The organism is Streptomyces sp. WMMC500 (assembly GCF_027497195.1).
Classification (GTDB): domain Bacteria; phylum Actinomycetota; class Actinomycetes; order Streptomycetales; family Streptomycetaceae; genus Streptomyces.
In genome coordinates this window covers 2,383,638-2,400,944 of the sequence record NZ_CP114905.1, presented here as the reverse complement: position 1 = coordinate 2,400,944, position 17,307 = coordinate 2,383,638, and the positions used below count along the sequence as shown (strand labels likewise).

The following is a 17,307-nucleotide window of genomic DNA, read 5'->3' as shown; positions in this document are numbered from 1 at the left end:
GACGCGGGAGGTGGTGCCGGATGCCGAAGCAACGGCAGGCGCTCGGACAGTACGGGGAACGGGTCGCGGAGCGGCGGCTCGCCGAGGCGGGAATGACCGTCCTGGCGCGGAACTGGAGATGCAGCGACGGCGAGATCGACATCGTCGCGCTCGACGGGGAGGCCCTCGTCGTCTGCGAGGTCAAGACCAGACGGGAAGGCGGCTGGGAGCACCCGATGGCCGGCGTCCCGCCGGCCAAGGCCGACCGGCTGCGGCGGCTCGCCGAGGCCTGGGCCCTGCGGCACGGCGGCGCCCCGCCCGGCGGCGTGCGGATCGACGTCGTCGGCGTGGTGCTGCCGGAGCGCGGCGCCCCCGTCGTCGAGCACGTCCGGGGGGCCGCCTGATGGCCTTCGCCCGCACCTGCTCGGTCGCCCTCGTCGGCGTGGAAGGCGTCGTCGTCGAGATCCAGGCCGACCTGGAGCCCGGCGTCGCCACGTTCACGCTGGTCGGGCTCCCCGACAAGAGCCTGACGGAAAGCCGCGACCGCGTGCGCGCCGCCGTCGTCAACTCCGGCGTCGACTGGCCGCAGAAAAAGCTCACCGTCGGCCTCAGCCCCGCCGCCGTACCCAAGTCCGGCAGCGGATTCGACCTCGGCATCGCCTGCGCCACACTCGGCGCCGCCGGCCGCATCGCGCCGGACGCACTCGCCGGGCTCGTCATGGTCGGCGAGCTGAGCCTCGACGGCCGCGTCCGGCCCGTTCCCGGCGTGCTGCCCGCCGTGCTCGCCGCGGCCGACGCCGGCTGCCGCCAGGTGGTCGTGCCGGAAGCCGCCGCGGGCGAGGCCACCCTCGTGCCCGACGTCTCCGTCCTCGGCGTGCGCAGCCTGCGCCAGCTCATCGCCATCCTCAACGACGAGCCGCCCCCCGACGAACCCGCCGACCCCGACACGGCACCGGCCGTCCCGTCGGCCCGCCTCGCCGTGCCCGGAGCCGGCTGGTGCACCCCGTCGGCCCTCGGCCCCGGCGCGTACCGGCCCGACCTCGCCGACGTCGCCGGCCAGCACCGCGCCCGCTTCGCCCTCGAAGTCGCCGCCGCCGGCGGCCACCATCTCTACCTGAAAGGCCCGCCGGGAGCCGGCAAGACGATGCTCGCCGAACGGCTCCCCGGGCTGCTGCCGCCCCTGACCGAGACCGAGGCGCTCGAAGTGACCGCCATCCACTCGGTGGCCGGCACCCTGCCCGCGGGCCAGTGCCTCGTCGGCGAAGCCCCCTACGCCGCCCCGCACCACTCCGCGACCCTGCCCGCCCTCATCGGCGGCGGCAACGCCCTGCCCAAGCCCGGAGCCGTCTCCCTGGCCCACCGAGGAGTGCTCTTTCTGGACGAAGCGCCCGAATTCAGCGGCCGGATCCTCGACGCCCTCAGGCAGCCGCTGGAGTCCGGGCACGTCGTGGTCGCCAGGTCGGCGGGCGTCGTCCAGTTCCCCGCCCGCTTCCTCATGGTCCTCGCCGCCAACCCCTGCCCCTGCGGCCGCTTCGCCCGCCAGGAAGGCGGCTGCGAATGCTCCCCCATGGCCATCCGGCGCTACCAGGGCCGGCTCACCGGCCCGCTCCTCGACCGCGTCGACCTCCGGGTCGCCGTGGACGCCGTCAGCCGCGCCGAGCTGTCCGCCGCCGGGGAACGCGCCGAGCCCACCGCCGACGCCGCCGCCCGGGTGCGCGCCGCACGCGAGCGCGCCGCGGCACGCTACGCCGGCACCGCCTGGCGCACCAACGGAGAAGTCCCCGGCCACGAGCTGCGCCGCCGCTGGCACCCCGCACCCGGCGTCCTCGCCCCGGCAGAACGCGACCTGGAACGCGGCCTGCTCACCGCCCGCGGCCTCGACCGCGTCCTCCGCGTCGCCTGGACCGTCGCCGACCTCGCGGGACACGAGCGCCCGGGGCCGGAGGACGTGGCGGCGGCCCTGGAGCTCCGCACCGGGATCCCCCGGGGCGCCCGTACCCCGGCGACGAGGGAGCCCGTGGGATGACCACGACCCGGAAGCCCGCGTGGAAGCCGCGCGGCGCAATGCCGAGTATGCCGCAGCGTGAGCGGGTGGGAGTGCCGCAGACGGATCCGGCGGCCGCGGCGCAGGCGCCTGCCGCCGTCCCCGGAGACCACGACGCGGAGCGGCTGGCGCGGGTGGCGCTGACGCGGCTGGTCGAGCCCGGAGACGAGGTCGCCGGGCGGTGGCTGCGAACGCACGGGGCCGTGACCCTCCTGCGCTGGGTGACCGGCGACGCCCCGCCGCCCGCACCGGAGGCCGAACCCCGGCTGGCCCGCTACCGGCGCCGGCTCGGCGGACCCGACGCCCGGCAGGACCTCGCCGCCGCCGGGGCCGTCGGGGCGCGGTTCGTCTGCCCCGGCGACCCCGAGTGGCCCCGGCAGCTCGACGACCTCGCCTCCGCCCGCCCCCTGGGCCTCTGGGTCCGCGGCCACCCCGACCTGCGGCTGTGCGCCCTGAAGTCCGTCGCCGTCGTCGGCGCCCGCGCCTGCACCGAATACGGCGCGCACGTCGCGGGAACCCTCGCCGATGGTCTCGCCCACGCCGGATGGGCCGTCGTCTCCGGCGCCGCCTACGGCATCGACGCCGCCGCGCACCGCGGCGCGCTCGCCGCCACCGGGGCCACCATCGGCGTGCTGGCCTGCGGTGTCGACCGGGTCTACCCGCCCGGCCACACCGAGCTCCTCGGCCGCGTCGCCGAGCAGGGCCTCATCGTCGCCGAGCTCGCTCCCGGCGACCACCCCACCCGGTCGCGGTTCCTCCTGCGCAACCGCGTCATGGCCGCGCTCACCCGCGGCACCGTCGTCGTCGAAGCCGAGCGCCGCAGCGGCTCCCTCGTCACCGCCCGCTGGGCGCAGCGCCTGGGCCGCCCGACGATGGGGGTGCCGGGCCCGGTCACCTCCGGGCTCTCCGCCGGGGTGCACGAGCTGCTGCGCGGCGAGGCGGAACTCGTCACCGAGGCCGCCGAGGTCGTCGAGCTGGTCGGCCGCATCGGCGCCGACCTCGCCCCGGCCCGCCGCGGCCCCGTCGTACCACGCGATCTGCTCCCGCCCGCCACCGCACGCGTGCTCGAAGCCGTACCCGGGCGGGGTACGGCCCGGCCGGAAGAGATCGCCCGGGAGGCGGGCACGGAGCGCGACGAAGCCTTGGGCAGGCTTCATGAGCTGCAGTCCCTCGGGTTCGTCGCCCGCGACGGCACCGGCTGGCGCCTGGCCCCGCGCTCCGGTGAGCACCCCAAAAGGTGACGAGCCGTTCCTTGACCTGGGACGTTCGGGTGAAAGGGTGGGGGAGATGCAAAGCGACCCCCACCCGGTGCCCCGGCGGCCGTCCCCCCGCTGTGACCTCCGGATAACCCGCAGCCGCGGCGCGCGGAACGCATCTGCGTACTCATGAAGAGCCGTCAGTCGCAGAATGCGACCGTACGGTCACGCTACGCTCGCGGAACGTTCCCTCACCCACCGCGGCGGTCTCCCCGCTCCGCTCCCGCCCCCCATCCCCCGCACCCCCCACACTCCCTCCGCTCACCCTCAGCCCCACCCGAACCCAGTCCCCCACCAGAACGGTTCAAGGCGACGACGCATGCCCCAGCACATCTCCGGGTCCGACCGTGCCGCCTCACGCACAGCACCCTCCTCGGTGGACGAGCTGTGGCGGTCGTACAAGGAGACGCGTGACGGCCGGCTGCGCGAGCAGCTCATCCTGCACTACTCACCCCTGGTGAAGTACGTCGCCGGCCGCGTCAGCGTCGGCCTGCCGTCCAACGTCGAACAGGCCGACTTCGTCTCCTCCGGAGTCTTCGGGCTCATCGACGCCATCGAGAAGTTCGACCCCGAGCGCGCCATCAAGTTCGAGACCTACGCCATCACCCGCATCCGCGGCGCGATGATCGACGAACTCCGCGCGCTGGACTGGATCCCCCGCTCCGTACGGCAGAAGGCCCGGGCCGTCGAACGCGCCTACGCCACCCTCGAAGCCGCCCTCCGCCGCACCCCCTCGGAAGCCGAGGTGGCCGCCGAGATGGGCATCCAGTTGGAAGAGCTGCACGGGGTCTTCAGCCAGCTCTCCCTGGCCAACGTCGTCGCCCTCGAAGAACTGCTGCACGTCAGCTCCGACAACGGCGACCGCCTCAGCCTCATGGACACCCTCGAGGACACCGCCGCCGACAACCCCGTCGAGGTCGCCGAGGACCGCGAGCTGCGCCGGCTGCTCGCCCGCGCCGTGAACACCCTGCCCGACCGGGAGAAGACCGTCGTCACCCTCTACTACTACGAGGGCCTCACGCTCGCCGAGATCGGCCAGGTGCTCGGCGTCACCGAGAGCAGGGTCAGCCAGATCCACACCAAGTCCGTCCTGCAGTTGCGCGCGAAGCTGGCCGACTCCACCGGCTGACGGGCCGCCGCGGTCTAAAGTTGGACCGTGCCGAAGATTCGAGCGGCCTCCGTGGCCGAGCACCGGACCATGCAGCAGGGCGCGCTGCTCGACGCCGCACGCGAACTCCTCGGCGAGGGCGGCACCGAAGCGCTGAACTTCGCCGCGCTCGCCGAGCGCACCGGGCTGGCACGCTCGTCGGTGTACGAGTACTTCCGCAGCCGGGCCGCCGTCGTCGAGGAACTGTGCGCCGTCGACTTCCCCCGCTGGGCGGCGGAGGTGGAGGCGGCCATGGAGCGCGCCGACACCCCCGAGGCGAAGGTCGAGGCGTACGTACGCACGCAGCTCGCGCTGGTCGGCGACCGCCGTCACCGGGCCGTCGTCGCCATCTCCGCCGGCGAACTGGACGCCGGCGCCCGGGAGAAGATCCGCGCCGCGCACGGCGGGCTGATCGCGATGGTCGTCGAGGCCCTGGCGGACCTCGGCCACGACGAACCCCGCCTCGCCGCCACCCTGCTGCAGGGTGTCGTCGACGCCGCCGTCCGCCGCACCGAACTCGGCACCGACACCCCGGAGACCGTCGCCGACACGGCCGTCGCCGTGGCCCTGCACGGCGCCGCACGCTGACGGCACCACCCGGGCCCCGGGCCGTCAGCCGCCGCCCCGCCGTCACCCACCGCCACCCGCCGCCCCGCCGTCGCCCGCCGTCGGCGGGACGCCGAACACCGGCAGCAGCCGGGCATGGCCCGCCGTGAGCAGCCGGGGCGGCAGCAGCGACAGCGGGTCGAGGTAGGACGGACCGCGGCGCAGCCCCCAGTGCAGACAGGCCGTCGCACAGTGGTACGCGCCGCCCTGCAGATACCCCACCACCTGCCCGGCCGCGACCCGCGCCCCCTCGCGCACCGCGGGCACCACCGGCTCGTACGTCGTGCGCAGCGGCGGGCGGCCCGTGCCCGGATGCTCGACGGCCAGCACCCCGCGCCCCGCCACCCGGCCGGCGAACGCCACCCGGCCCGCCGCCGCGGCCCGCACCGGCTGCCCCGCCCCGGCGCGCAGATCGACCCCGCGGTGCCCCGGCCCGTACGGCGAAGCCGGCGGCTCGAACCCCCGCACCACCACGGGCCGGCCCCGCGCACCCCCCGCCACCGGCCACGCCGCGTCAGCCGCGGGCGCCGGCCGGACCTGCCGCTGCGGCGACGGGGCGGTCGGACCGGCGGACCGGCCGCCCGGCTCCGGCGCCGTCCCCGTCTCCCGTTCCCCCCGCCCCGCCCCCACCCCCGCCCCGTCCGCCGCCTCTCCGTCCGCCGCCTCCTTCGTCGGCGGCGTCGTGAACCGGGGTGCCGCACAGGTGCCCGTCGCCAGGGCCGCGGCGAGCCCGGCGGCGAGCAGCCACCGCGGCACGCCCCCGGACGTGCCGGCCGCGCGGTGGTCGCGTCGTCCGTTCATGGGGTCAGCCTGGCCGGAGGACGGGGTGCGGGGGGATCATGGTCGGATTCTGTGGATTACCGACCGGTTGTGGACAACCCGGTGCCGCGCGCCCCCGGACACCCGCCCGGGGCCGGGCTCCGTGGCACGGGCGGGCGAGGACGTCCCGTACACTTCTGGTGGCGACCCGGCTCTCCGGGTCGACTTCGCACGCCCCGCCACCTGCCTGAAGGTGGCCGCGTCACTCGGTCCTCCGGCTGCCCGCCGGAGGCGCGACGCGCAGGGGCGTCAGGAGCGGTGGCCGGCCGGCCGCCGCGCACAACCGAGACACACGAGGAGTACGGCCATGGCCGTCGTCACGATGCGGGAGCTGCTGGAGAGCGGCGTCCACTTCGGGCACCAGACCCGCCGTTGGAACCCGAAGATGAAGCGCTTCATCTTCACCGAGCGCAACGGCATCTACATCATCGACCTCCTGCAGTCGCTGTCGTACATCGACCGCGCCTACGAGTTCGTGAAGGAGACCGTCGCGCACGGCGGCACCATCATGTTCGTGGGCACGAAGAAGCAGGCCCAGGAGGCCATCGCCGAGCAGGCCACCCGGGTCGGCATGCCGTACGTGAACCAGCGCTGGCTGGGCGGCATGCTCACCAACTTCTCCACGGTCCACAAGCGGCTGCAGCGCCTCAAGGAGCTGGAGGCCATCGACTTCGAGGACGTGGCCGCCTCCGGCCTCACCAAGAAGGAACTGCTCGTCCTCTCCCGCGAGAAGGCCAAGCTGGAGAAGACCCTCGGCGGCATCCGCGACATGCAGAAGGTGCCGAGCGCCGTCTGGATCGTCGACACGAAGAAGGAGCACATCGCCGTCGGCGAGGCGCGCAAGCTGCGCATCCCGGTCGTCGCGATCCTCGACACCAACTGCGACCCCGACGAGGTCGACTACAAGATCCCGGGCAACGACGACGCGATCCGCTCCGTCACGCTGCTGACCCGCGTCATCGCCGACGCCGTCGCCGAGGGTCTGATCGCCCGCTCCGGCGCCGCCACCGGTGACGAGAAGGCCGCCAAGGCCGACGCCGAGCCGCTCGCCGAGTGGGAGCGCGACCTGCTCGCCGGCGAGAAGGACGCGAAGGCCGCCGCCCCGGCCGCGCCGGCCGAGAAGAAGGACGAGGCCGCCGCCGAGGCCGAGGTGCAGACCTCCGCCGAGACCGCCAAGGTCGCCGACGCCGAGCAGGCCGACGAGACCCCCGCCCCGGCGGCCGAGCAGGCCCCGGAGGCCGCCGAGGCTGCCGAGGCCCCTGAGGCCGCCGAGGGCACCGAGCCCGCCGGCGACGCCCCGCAGTCCTGATCCGCCGATCCCAGTCCACCCGTCGAGAAGAGAAAACCACCGAATCATGGCGAACTTCACCGCCGCCGACGTCAAGAAGCTCCGGGAGCTCACCGGCGCCGGCATGATGGACTGCAAGAAGGCGCTGGAAGAGGCCGAGGGCGACGTCGACAAGGCCGTGGAACTGCTCCGCGTCAAGGGCCAGAAGGGCGTCGCCAAGCGCGAGGGCCGCTCCGCCGAGAACGGCGCCGTCGTCTCCGTGATCGCCGACGACAACACCTCCGGCGTCCTGCTGGAGCTGAAGTGCGAGACCGACTTCGTCGCCAAGGGCGACAAGTTCGTCGCCGTCGCCAACGCGCTCGCCGAGCACGTCGCGGCCACCAAGCCCGCCGACCTGGAGGAGCTGCTCGCCTCCGAGATCGACGGCAGGACCGTCCAGGCGTACGTGGACGAGGCCAACGCCACCCTCGGCGAGAAGATCGTCCTCGACCGCTTCGCGCGCTTCGAGGGCGCCTACGTCGGCACGTACATGCACCGCACCTCGCCGGACCTGCCGCCGCAGGTCGGCGTGCTCGTCGAGCTGGACAAGGCCGACCCCCAGACGGCCAAGGAGGTGGCGCAGCACATCGCCGCCTTCGGGCCGCGCTGGCTGTCCCGCGAGGACGTCCCGGCCGACACGGTGGAGAACGAGCGCCGCGTCGCCGAGGCCACCTCGCGCGAGGAGGGCAAGCCGGAGGCCGCCCTGCCGAAGATCGTCGAGGGCCGCGTGAACGGCTTCTTCAAGGAGAACGTGCTGGTGGACCAGCCGTTTGCCAAGGACCCCAAGAAGTCGGTGCAGAAGGTGCTCGGCGAGGCGGGCGTGCAGGTGACCCGCTTCGCCCGGATCCGCGTCGGCGCCTGACACCGGCGCCACCGGCGGGTACCGCGTCGCCCGGCGCGCGCAAGCGCGACCGGACGGCGCACGCCGCCGCGGTACGCGCCGCAGGGCGCGTCTCCACGGTGAACGGCGCGCACGGTGTACGGCGAACGGCCACCGGCCCCGCTAGGGTCGGGTTGAGTTGTTGCGGGCCGGCGCGGGTGACCGCCGCCGGGCCGCTGAAGTGACGAGGAGGCCATTGCCGGGAATGGGTGGATGAGAACCCTACGGCGATGGCCTCCTTCGCATGCGCACGAGGAGAGTTCATGAACGAGGACGCCGACGCAGACCACGGCCAGCGGGACAAGGCGGACAACGGCCGCCACACGAAGAGGGACAGCGCGCGCTTCCTGCTGAAGCTGTCCGGCGAGGCGTTCTCCGGCGGCGGGGACCTCGGCGTCGACCCGGACGTCGTGCACGCCATCGCCCGCGAGGTCGCGGCCGTCGTCCGCGACGGATACGAGATCGCGGTGGTGATCGGCGGCGGCAACTTCTTCCGCGGCGCCGAACTGCAGCAGCGCGGCATGGACCGGGCCCGCTCCGACTACATGGGCATGCTCGGCACGGTCATGAACTGCCTCGCCCTGCAGGACTTCCTGGAGAAGGAGGGCATCGACTCCCGGGTGCAGACGGCGATCACGATGGGCCAGGTCGCCGAGCCGTACATCCCGCTGCGCGCCATCCGGCACATGCAGAAGGGCCGCGTCGTCATCTTCGGCGCGGGCATGGGCATGCCGTACTTCTCGACGGACACCACCGCCGCGCAGCGCGCCCTGGAGATCCACGCCGAGGCCCTGCTCATGGGGAAGAACGGCGTCGACGGGGTCTACGACGCCGACCCCAAGAAGAACCCCGACGCGGTGAAGTTCGACGCGCTCGAATACGGCGAGGTCATCACCCGTGACCTCAAGGTCGCCGACGCCACGGCCGTCACCCTGTGCCGCGACAACGAACTGCCGATCCTCGTCTTCGAACTGCTCAAGGAGGGCAACATCGCCCGGGCGGTGCGGGGTGAGAAGATCGGTACGCTCGTGAGCGCGCACGGCAGCCGGGTCTGAGGGATGGACAACGGCCTGCCGGTCGGACACCGTGCAGGCATGGTACGGGCGGGCGGGGCGCACGCCCCCGATCCGTTCACAGAAGAGACCAGGAGCCAGTGGTGATCGAAGAGACCCTCCTCGAAGCCGAGGAGAAGATGGAGAAGGCCGTCGTGGTCGCCAAGGACGACTTCGCCGCGATCCGCACCGGGCGGGCCCATCCGGCGATGTTCAACAAGATCACGGCGGACTACTACGGGGCCCAGACGCCCATCAACCAACTGGCGTCGTTCTCGGTGCCGGAGCCGCGGATGGCGGTGGTGACACCGTTCGACAAGACCGCTCTGCGCAACATCGAGCAGGCGATCCGGGACTCCGACCTCGGCGTCAACCCCTCCAACGACGGCAACATCATCCGGGTGGTCTTCCCGCAGCTCACCGAGGAGCGCCGCAAGGAGTTCATCAAGGTCGCCAAGGCCAAGGGCGAGGACGCGCGGATCGCCATCCGCTCGGTGCGCCGCAAGGCCAAGGAGACCATCGACAAGGCCATCAAGGACGGCGAGATCGGCGAGGACGAGGGCCGTCGCGGCGAGAAGGAGCTCGACGACACCACCCACAAGTACGTGGCCCAGGTCGATGAGCTGCTCAAGCACAAGGAAGCAGAGCTGCTCGAAGTCTGATGAACGAATCCTCCAGGGGGGCCCCGGCGGGTCCCGTGTACGGCGGGGGTGAAAGGGCGCAGACTCCGCGCATGCCCATCGTGTCCGGCGACGCCCCTGCCGACGAACCCCCCCCAGGTCCCTCCGGGGGACCCGGCGTCCCGGACGACGCCTCCTCCGCGCCGCCGCCCGCCCCCCGACGGCGCCGCGGCGGCCGGGACCTCGGCGCGGCCATAGGCGTCGGGCTCGGCCTCGGCGCCATCGTGCTGGCCACGCTGTTCGTCGTGAAAGTGCTCTTCGTCGGCGTCATCGTCATCGCCGTCGCGGTCGGGCTGTGGGAACTGACGTCGCGGCTGGCGGAGTGCCGCGACATCCGCACCCCGCTGGTGCCGCTGGTGGTCGGCGGCGTCGCCACGGTCGTCGCCGGGTACGCGCGCGGCGCCGAGGGCGCCGGGGCGGCGCTCGCGCTCACCGCCCTCGCCGTCCCCGTCTGGCGCCTGAAGGGCCCCGCGGAGGACTATCTCCGCGACGTCACCGCCGGCGTCTTCGCCGCCTTCTACGTGCCCTTCCTCGCCACCTTCGTCGCCCTCATGCTCGCCGCGGACGGCGACGGCCCGCAGCGGGTGCTGACGTTCCTGATCCTCACGGTGATCAGCGACACCGGCGCGTACGCCGTCGGCTACAAGTTCGGCCGCCACAAACTCGCCCCCCGCATCAGCCCCGGCAAGACCCGCGAGGGACTCGCCGGCGCGCTGGCCTTCGCGATGGCCGCGGGCGCGGTGTGCATGGAGCTGCTCGTCGACGACGGCCGCTGGTGGCAGGGACTCCTGCTGGGCGCCGCGGCAGCCGCCAGCGCCACGCTCGGCGACCTCGCCGAGTCGATGATCAAACGGGACCTCGGCATCAAGGACATGGGCACTCTCCTCCCCGGCCACGGCGGGATCATGGACCGGCTGGACTCGCTGCTGCCGACGGCACCGGTGGTGTGGCTGCTGATGGTGATCTTCGTCGGCACGGGCTGACCCCGCCCCGCCGTCGCATCCGGGCATCCGGGGACGATGCAGGCGCACGCGGTTCCGTCTGCGACACTGGTACGGCTATGCCCAAGCCAGGAGAGCTCACCTTCGCCGTCCCCCGTGGTGCCAAGAAGCCGCCGCGCCACCTCGCCGACCTCACCCCCGCCGAGCGCCGCGACGCCGTCGCCGAGCTGGGCGAGAAGCCGTTCCGCGCCGCGCAGCTCTCGCGGCACTACTTCGCGCGCTACGCCACTGACCCGGCCGGCTGGACCGACGTGCCGGCCGGGTCCCGGGCGAAGCTCGCCGAAGGGCTGCTGCCCGAGCTGATGACCGTCGTCCGGCATCTGAGCTGCGACGGCGACACGACGCGCAAGACCCTGTGGCGGCTCTTCGACGGCACGCTGGTCGAGTCGGTGCTCATGCGCTACCCCGACCGCGTCACCATGTGCATCTCCTCCCAGGCCGGCTGCGGCATGAACTGCCCGTTCTGCGCCACCGGCCAGGCCGGGCTGACCCGCAACCTGTCCACCGCCGAGATCGTCCACCAGATCGTCGACGGCATGCGCGCCCTGCGCGACGGCGAGGTGCCCGGAGGCCCGGCGCGGCTGTCCAACATCGTCTTCATGGGCATGGGCGAGCCGCTGGCGAACTACAACCGCGTGCTGGCCGCCGTGCGCCGCCTCACCGACCCGGAGCCCGACGGCCTCGGGCTCTCCCAGCGCGGCATCACCGTCTCCACCGTCGGCCTCGTGCCCGCCATGCACCGCTTCGCCGACGAGGGCCTGAAGTGCCGCCTCGCCGTCTCCCTCCACGCGCCCGACGACGAACTGCGCGACACGCTCGTGCCCGTCAACACCCGCTGGCAGGTCCGCGAGGTCCTCGACGCCGCCTGGGAGTACGCCGCACGCTCCGGCCGCCGCGTCTCCATCGAGTACGCGCTGATCAGGGACATCAACGACCAGGCCTGGCGCGCCGACCTCCTCGGCCGCCTCCTCAGGGGCCGCCGCGCCCACGTCAACCTCATCCCGCTCAACCCCACCCCCGGCTCGAAGTGGACCGCCTCCCGGCCCGAGGACGAGCGGGCGTTCGTCGCCGCCCTGGAGTCCCACGGCGTGCCCGTGACCGTGCGGGACACCCGCGGCCAGGAGATCGACGGGGCCTGTGGACAGCTCGCGGCGTCCGAGGCACCCGCCTGATACCGTGCGTTTGTACCAACCGACAGGGGAGCGCTCGCAGCGCTGAGAGTGCGGAAGCGTCCAGGCCGCAGACCCTCGAACCTCGCCCAGGTCATTCTGGGTAGGAAGTTCGGTCCCCTCTCCGCTGCTGCCCGGGCTGCCCGCCGCCACGAAAGCAGCCCGATGAAGCGCATCGTCACCACCGCCCTGGCCGCGTCGCTCGCCCTGGGCCTGGCCGCCTGCGGCTCGGACTCCGGCGACGGATCCGGGTCCGGCTCGGGCGACAAGAGCGTCACCCTCGTCACCCACGACTCCTTCGCCGCCTCCGACGACGTGCTCAAGGCGTTCGAGAAGCAGTCCGGGTACAAGGTCGACGTCCTCAGGGGCAAGGACGCCGGCTCCGCTGTCAACCAGGCGATCCTGTCCAAGGACAACCCCCAGGGCGACGTCTTCTTCGGCATCGACAACACCCTCCTCTCCCGCGGCCTCGACAACGGGCTCTTCACGCCGTACGAAGCGAAGGGGCTGGACCGCATCCCCCGCGAGCTCCAGCTCGACGCCGGCGAACACCGCGTCACCCCCGTCGACTACGGCGACGTGTGCGTCAACTACGACCGCGCGTACTTCGAGGAGAAGAACCTCGACCCGCCCGAGACCCTCGACGACCTCGCCGAACCCCGCTACAAGGACCTCCTCGTCACCGAGAACGCCGCCACCTCCTCCCCGGGGCTGGCCTTCCTCCTCGCCACCGCCGACGAGTACGGGGACGAGGGCTGGGAGGACTACTGGAGCAGGCTGCGGGACAACGGCGTCGAGGTCGTCGACGGCTGGGAGCAGGCGTACTACGACCGCTTCTCCGGCGCCGGCAAGGGCGACAAGCCGCTCGTCGTCTCCTACGCCTCCAGCCCGCCCGTCCTCGACATGGAATCGCGGCCGAAGGAAGCCACCACCGGCGTGTCCACCGGCACCTGCTTCCGCCAGATCGAGTTCGCCGGGCTGCTCGCGAACGCCGGCAACACCGAAGGCGGCAAGGCCCTCATCGACTTCCTCATCGGCGAGCGGTTCCAGAAGGACATGCCGCTGCAGATGTTCGTCCACCCCGCGCGCGAGAACACCGAGCTGCCCGAGGTCTTCACCCGCTACGGCGAGGAGATCCCCGACCCGCACACCCTCGACCCGGCGGCCGTTCAGGACAACCGGGAGCAGTGGATCAAGACGTGGACCTCGCTGGTCGTGAAGTAACCCGCGCGGCAGGACGCGGCCCGGACGGCCCCGGCGGCCCGCGCGGCCCGCGCGGCGCGGGCGGGGGCGCGCGCCGCCGCCGGGGGCGCGGAGCCGCCGGCCGGCTCGCGCTCATGGCCGTCCCCGCCGCGTTCTTCGCCGTCTTCTTCGCCTACCCCGTCGGCGCCATCGTCGCCCGCGGCCTGCGCGAGAACGGCCGCTGGCAGCTCGGCCGCGTCCCCGACGTCCTCGGCGACCCCGACATCCTCGGCGTCCTGTGGTTCACGCTCTGGCAGGCCACCGCGTCCACCGGACTGACCCTCGTCCTCGCGCTCCCCGCCGCGTACGTCTTCGCCCGCTTCGACTTCCCCGGCAAACAACTGCTGCGCGCCCTGGTCACCGTGCCGTTCGTGATGCCCACCGTCGTCGTCGGCTCCGCGTTCCTCGCCCTCCTCGGCCGCGGCGGCGTCCTCGACGGCTGGTGGGGCATCCGCCTGGACACCACCGTGTGGGCCATCCTCCTCGCCCACGTCTTCTTCAACTTCGCCGTCGTCGTACGGACCGTCGGCGGCCTGTGGGCGCAGCTCGACCCCCGTCAGGAAGAAGCCGCCCGCGTCCTCGGCGCCGGCCGCCTCGCCGCCTGGCGGCACGTCACCCTGCCCGCGCTCGGGCCCGCCGTCGCCGCCGCGGCCCTCATGGTCTTCCTCTTCACCTTCACCTCCTTCGGCATCATCCAGATCCTCGGCGGCCCCCGCTACGCCACCCTCGAAGTGGAGATCTACCGCCAGACCGCCGACTTCCTCGACCTGCCCACCGCCGCGGTCCTCACCCTCCTCCAGCTCGCCGCCGTCGCCGGCGTCCTCGCCGTGCACGCCTGGACCGTACGCCGCCGGGAGACCGCGCTGCGCCTCGTCGCCCCCGAGACCACCGCCCGCCGCCCGCGCGGCGCCGGCGAACGCGCACTCCTCGGCGGCGTCGTCGCCGTCGTCGCCGTGCTGCTCCTCGCGCCGCTCGCCGTCCTCGTCGAACGCTCCTTCGCCACCCCCGGCGGCCACGGCACCGGCTTCTACCGCGCGCTGCAGGAGAGCGACGGCACGTTCGCCGTCCCGCCGCTGGAGGCCGTCGGCAACTCCCTCGCCTACGCCGCCGTCGCCACCGTCATCGCCGTCGTCGTCGGCGGCCTCGCCGCGGCCGCCGTCACCCGCCGCGCGGGCCCCTTCGTCCGCGGCTTCGACGCACTGCTGATGCTCCCGCTGGGCACCTCCGCCGTCACCGTCGGCTTCGGCTTCCTCATCGCCCTCGACAGCCCGCCGCTCGACCTCAGGTCCTCCTGGATCCTCGTGCCGCTCGCGCAGGCGCTGGTGGGCGTCCCGTTCGTCGTACGGACCATGCTGCCCGTGCTGCGCGCCGTCGACGAGCGGCTGCGGGAGGCCGCCGCCGTCCTCGGCGCGTCCCCGCTGCGGGCGTGGCGGGAGGTCGACCTGCCGCTGGTGTGGCGGGCCGTGCTCGTAGCCGCCGGCTTCGCCTTCGCCGTCTCCCTCGGCGAGTTCGGCGCGACCGTCTTCATCGCCGGGCCCGACCGGCCGACGCTGCCCGTCGCCGTCGCCCGGCTCCTCGGCCGCGCCGGGGAGACCAACTACGGGCAGGCGATGGCGCTGAGCACCATCCTCATGGCCGTGTGCGCGGCGGCGCTGCTGCTGCTGGAACGGGTCCGCAAGAACCAGGCGGGAGAGTTCTGATCAAGACTGTCAAGGCTGCAAGCACCGTCCTTCAGGGCGGGGACTGGTCGGTGCCGGTGAATTCTGACACGATCATGCGCTACCGTGTTAGCCGTGTCTCAGGTGATCAAGCGGGCGTACAAGTACCGCTTCTACCCGACCAGCGAGCAGGCGGCGCTGCTGCACCGCACGTTCGGCTGCGTCCGATACGTATGGAACAAGGCCCTCGCCGAACGGACGCGCCGGTACAAGGACGAGGGAAGGTCCACCTCGTACGTGGACACCGCGAAGTGGCTGACCGCATGGAAGAAGGACGCCGAGTCCGGGTTCCTGCGGGAGGTGTCAAACGTTCCGCTCCAGCAGACACTGCGTGCCCAGCAGGTGGCGTTCAACAACTTCTTCGCACAGCGGGCCAGGTACCCGCGTTTCAAGTCCAGGAAGAAGTCCCGGAAGTCGGCGACATTCCAGAACAACGCCTTCACCTTCCGGGACGGCGCACTGAAACTAGCGAAATCCAGCGAGCCGCTGAACATCGTGTGGCACCGCCCTCTCCCGGAAGGCTCCCAGCCGTCCACGGTCACGGTCTCCTGCGACAGCGCGGGCCGCTGGTTTGTGTCCCTCCTGGTGGAGGAGACGCACACACCGGTGCCCTCGACGGGCGCGGCGGTCGGTCTGGATGCCGGGCTGGATCATCTGCTCACCCTGTCCACGGGGGAGAAGATCTCCAACCCGCGTCACGAACGCCGGGACAGGCGCAAGCTGGCCAAGGCGAGCAAGGTACTGTCCCGCACGGCGAAGGGTTCCCAGAACAGGGCCAGGGCCCGGCTTCGGGTCGCGAAGATTCACGCCCGGATCGCGGACCGGCGACGCGACCACCTGCACAAGGTCACCACTCGACTGGTACGCGAGAACCAAGCCATCGCCATCGAGGACCTGACCGTACGCAACATGCTCAAAAACCACAGCCTGGCCCGTGCCATCTCGGACGCGGCATGGTCCGAGCTGCGCAGCATGCTGGAGTACAAAGCCGACTGGCACGGGCGCCGCGTACTGCTCGTGGACCGATGGTTCCCCAGCTCGAAACTGTGCTCCACGCCAGGATGCGCCCACGTGAACGACACGATGCCGCTCAACGTGCGGTCCTGGAAGTGCCACAGGTGCGGCGCCCTCCACGACCGCGATGTGAACGCGGCCCGCAACACACTCGCCGCCGGGCTGGCGGAGAGCTGAAACGCCTGGGGAGGGCCGGTAAGACCGGTCCCGGAGACTTCCGGGGAGGCACGGCCCGATGAATCAGGAAACTCATTCCCGCGAGGGAACGAAGCCCCTCCCCTCAGGGAGCGGAGAAGCCACGCTCGCACTCGACGACGTCACCGTGCGCTACGGCGACCGCGCGGCGGTCGACGGGATCGGCCTCGACGTCGCGGACCACGAGATCGTCAGCGTCCTCGGGCCCAGCGGCAGCGGCAAGTCCACGCTGCTGCGGGCCGTGGCCGGGCTGCAGCCCGTGGCCGGCGGGCGGGTGCTGCTCGGCGGGCGGGACCTGGCCGGGGTGCCGGCGCACCGCCGGGGGGTGGGGCTGATGTTCCAGGACCAGCAGTTGTTCCCGCACCGGGACGTGGGCGGGAACGTGGCCTTCGGGCTGCGCATGCACGGGGCCTCGCGGGCGGCGGCCCGGGAACGGGTCGCCGAACTGCTGGAGCTCGTCGGCCTGCCGGGGGCGCAGCGGCGGGCGGTGGGAGCCCTGTCCGGCGGGGAGCAGCAGCGGGTGGCGCTGGCGCGGGCACTGGCGCCGTCGCCGCAACTGCTGATGCTGGACGAGCCGCTGGGGCAGTTGGACCGCTCGCTGCGGGAGCGGCTGGTGGTGGAGCTGCGGCAGCTCTTCGGGCGGCTGGGCACGACGGTGCTGGCGGTCACGCACGACCAGGGGGAGGCGTTCGCGCTGGCGGACCGGGTGGTGGTGATGCGGGAGGGCCGCGTCGCGCAGACCGGCACGCCGGTGGAGGTGTGGGAGCGCCCGGCGGACGAGTTCGTGGCGCGGTTCCTGGGATTCGCGAACGTCGTGCGGGGGACGGTGCACGGGGCGGTGGCGGACACGCCGTGGGGGAAGGTGGGGGTGTCGGGGGCTCGTGCCGGGGGCGGTGCCGCTGCGGGGGCGGGGGAGCGGTCGCTGCTGGTGCGGCCGGCGGGGGTGCGGGTGCTGCCGGCGGGGTCGGGGCTGGACTGCGAGGTGGTCGGGCGGACGTTCCGCGGGGAGCAGGTGCTGCTGACGCTGCGGCCGGAGCGGGGGCCGTCGCTGGAGTCGTCGGTGGCGCTGCGGGGTTCGCCGGAGGTGGGGGACAGGGTGGGGGTGGGGTTCGAGGCGTCGGAGGTGGTGGTGCTGGGGGACTGAGCGGGCGGCGGGGGTTGCTCCCCGGCCCCGCCCC

At 73.1% G+C, this 17,307-nt stretch carries 16 protein-coding genes and 1 riboswitch; of the genes, 15 read left to right on the top strand and 1 reads right to left on the bottom strand.

Annotated elements, in window-relative coordinates:
- Positions 1–20: 20 nt before the first annotated feature.
- The 5 genes from O7599_RS09705 (at position 21) to O7599_RS09685 (ending at position 5,014) form a co-directional block, all read left to right on the top strand.
- Entirely contained in the window at positions 21–383 is a 363-nt protein-coding gene (locus tag O7599_RS09705) for a YraN family protein (protein ID WP_281621734.1), read from the top strand.
- Positions 383–2,005 carry a YifB family Mg chelatase-like AAA ATPase gene (locus O7599_RS09700; RefSeq protein ID WP_281621733.1) on the top strand — a complete coding sequence of 541 codons (1,623 nt, stop codon included), beginning with the start codon at positions 383–385 and terminating at the stop codon, positions 2,003–2,005. Before O7599_RS09705 ends, O7599_RS09700 begins: the two co-directional genes overlap by 1 nt.
- Entirely contained in the window at positions 2,002–3,264 is a 1,263-nt protein-coding gene (gene dprA, locus O7599_RS09695; RefSeq protein WP_281621732.1) for a DNA-processing protein DprA, read from the top strand. Before O7599_RS09700 ends, dprA begins: the two co-directional genes overlap by 4 nt.
- A 334-nt stretch (positions 3,265–3,598) precedes the next feature.
- On the top strand, positions 3,599–4,408 hold the full coding sequence (whiG, locus tag O7599_RS09690; RefSeq protein ID WP_281621731.1) for an RNA polymerase sigma factor WhiG: 810 nt from the start codon (positions 3,599–3,601) through the stop codon (positions 4,406–4,408).
- Between the two features lie 51 nt (positions 4,409–4,459).
- Positions 4,460–5,014, top strand: a complete 555-nt coding sequence (locus tag O7599_RS09685) for a TetR/AcrR family transcriptional regulator (RefSeq protein WP_281623324.1) — start codon at positions 4,460–4,462, stop codon at positions 5,012–5,014.
- A gap of 42 nt (positions 5,015–5,056) precedes the next feature.
- Here the strand turns inward: O7599_RS09685 and O7599_RS09680 are convergent, their stop codons facing one another.
- Positions 5,057–5,833, bottom strand: coding sequence for a peptidoglycan DD-metalloendopeptidase family protein (locus tag O7599_RS09680; RefSeq protein WP_281621730.1), 777 nt, complete (start codon positions 5,831–5,833; stop codon positions 5,057–5,059).
- A 325-nt stretch (positions 5,834–6,158) separates the two neighbouring features.
- Here O7599_RS09680 and rpsB point away from each other — a divergent pair, with 325 nt between their 5' ends.
- The 10 genes from rpsB to O7599_RS09630 all read left to right on the top strand — a co-directional run bounded on the left by rpsB (position 6,159) and on the right by O7599_RS09630 (position 17,273).
- On the top strand, positions 6,159–7,160 hold the full coding sequence (rpsB, locus tag O7599_RS09675) for a 30S ribosomal protein S2 (RefSeq protein ID WP_281621729.1): 1,002 nt from the start codon (positions 6,159–6,161) through the stop codon (positions 7,158–7,160).
- A 46-nt stretch (positions 7,161–7,206) separates the two neighbouring features.
- Positions 7,207–8,040, top strand: a complete 834-nt coding sequence (gene tsf, locus O7599_RS09670; protein ID WP_281621728.1) for a translation elongation factor Ts — start codon at positions 7,207–7,209, stop codon at positions 8,038–8,040.
- Between the two features lie 281 nt (positions 8,041–8,321).
- A complete protein-coding gene (gene pyrH / locus O7599_RS09665; protein WP_281621727.1) occupies positions 8,322–9,113 on the top strand; it encodes a UMP kinase in 792 nt (263 codons plus the stop codon).
- Positions 9,114–9,214: 101 nt separating this feature from the next.
- A complete protein-coding gene (gene frr, locus O7599_RS09660) occupies positions 9,215–9,772 on the top strand; it encodes a ribosome recycling factor (protein WP_281621726.1) in 558 nt (185 codons plus the stop codon).
- Positions 9,773–9,843: 71 nt separating this feature from the next.
- Positions 9,844–10,773 carry a phosphatidate cytidylyltransferase gene (locus O7599_RS09655; RefSeq protein WP_348652597.1) on the top strand — a complete coding sequence of 310 codons (930 nt, stop codon included), beginning with the start codon at positions 9,844–9,846 and terminating at the stop codon, positions 10,771–10,773.
- Positions 10,774–10,850: 77 nt separating this feature from the next.
- Positions 10,851–11,963, top strand: a complete 1,113-nt coding sequence (gene rlmN / locus O7599_RS09650) for a 23S rRNA (adenine(2503)-C(2))-methyltransferase RlmN (RefSeq protein ID WP_281621724.1) — start codon at positions 10,851–10,853, stop codon at positions 11,961–11,963.
- A 14-nt stretch (positions 11,964–11,977) separates the two neighbouring features.
- A riboswitch (TPP riboswitch) is annotated at positions 11,978–12,088 on the top strand.
- A 37-nt stretch (positions 12,089–12,125) separates the two neighbouring features.
- A complete protein-coding gene (locus tag O7599_RS09645; RefSeq protein WP_281621723.1) occupies positions 12,126–13,184 on the top strand; it encodes a thiamine ABC transporter substrate-binding protein in 1,059 nt (352 codons plus the stop codon).
- Between the two features lie 113 nt (positions 13,185–13,297).
- A complete protein-coding gene (locus O7599_RS09640) occupies positions 13,298–14,902 on the top strand; it encodes an iron ABC transporter permease (protein ID WP_281621722.1) in 1,605 nt (534 codons plus the stop codon).
- 93 nt (positions 14,903–14,995) lie between these two features.
- Positions 14,996–16,111, top strand: coding sequence for an RNA-guided endonuclease TnpB family protein (locus O7599_RS09635; RefSeq protein ID WP_281621721.1), 1,116 nt, complete (start codon positions 14,996–14,998; stop codon positions 16,109–16,111).
- A gap of 58 nt (positions 16,112–16,169) precedes the next feature.
- Positions 16,170–17,273 carry an ABC transporter ATP-binding protein gene (locus tag O7599_RS09630; RefSeq protein WP_281621720.1) on the top strand — a complete coding sequence of 368 codons (1,104 nt, stop codon included), beginning with the start codon at positions 16,170–16,172 and terminating at the stop codon, positions 17,271–17,273.
- Positions 17,274–17,307 lie beyond the last annotated feature (34 nt).

What these genes read in the sequence shown, in the direction of transcription:
- O7599_RS09705 (WP_281621734.1), top strand. Translation starts at nt 21, where the DNA reads ATGCCGAAGCAACGGCAGGCGCTCGGACAGTACGGGGAACGGGTCGCG.
- O7599_RS09700 (WP_281621733.1), top strand. Translation starts at nt 383, where the DNA reads ATGGCCTTCGCCCGCACCTGCTCGGTCGCCCTCGTCGGCGTGGAAGGC.
- dprA (WP_281621732.1), top strand. Translation starts at nt 2,002, where the DNA reads ATGACCACGACCCGGAAGCCCGCGTGGAAGCCGCGCGGCGCAATGCCG.
- whiG (WP_281621731.1), top strand. Translation starts at nt 3,599, where the DNA reads ATGCCCCAGCACATCTCCGGGTCCGACCGTGCCGCCTCACGCACAGCA.
- O7599_RS09680 (WP_281621730.1), bottom strand. Translation starts at nt 5,833, where the DNA reads ATGAACGGACGACGCGACCACCGCGCGGCCGGCACGTCCGGGGGCGTG.
- rpsB (WP_281621729.1), top strand. Translation starts at nt 6,159, where the DNA reads ATGGCCGTCGTCACGATGCGGGAGCTGCTGGAGAGCGGCGTCCACTTC.
- tsf (WP_281621728.1), top strand. Translation starts at nt 7,207, where the DNA reads ATGGCGAACTTCACCGCCGCCGACGTCAAGAAGCTCCGGGAGCTCACC.
- pyrH (WP_281621727.1), top strand. Translation starts at nt 8,322, where the DNA reads ATGAACGAGGACGCCGACGCAGACCACGGCCAGCGGGACAAGGCGGAC.
- O7599_RS09655 (WP_348652597.1), top strand. Translation starts at nt 9,844, where the DNA reads ATGCCCATCGTGTCCGGCGACGCCCCTGCCGACGAACCCCCCCCAGGT.
- rlmN (WP_281621724.1), top strand. Translation starts at nt 10,851, where the DNA reads ATGCCCAAGCCAGGAGAGCTCACCTTCGCCGTCCCCCGTGGTGCCAAG.
- O7599_RS09645 (WP_281621723.1), top strand. Translation starts at nt 12,126, where the DNA reads ATGAAGCGCATCGTCACCACCGCCCTGGCCGCGTCGCTCGCCCTGGGC.
- O7599_RS09640 (WP_281621722.1), top strand. Translation starts at nt 13,298, where the DNA reads ATGGCCGTCCCCGCCGCGTTCTTCGCCGTCTTCTTCGCCTACCCCGTC.
- O7599_RS09630 (WP_281621720.1), top strand. Translation starts at nt 16,170, where the DNA reads ATGAATCAGGAAACTCATTCCCGCGAGGGAACGAAGCCCCTCCCCTCA.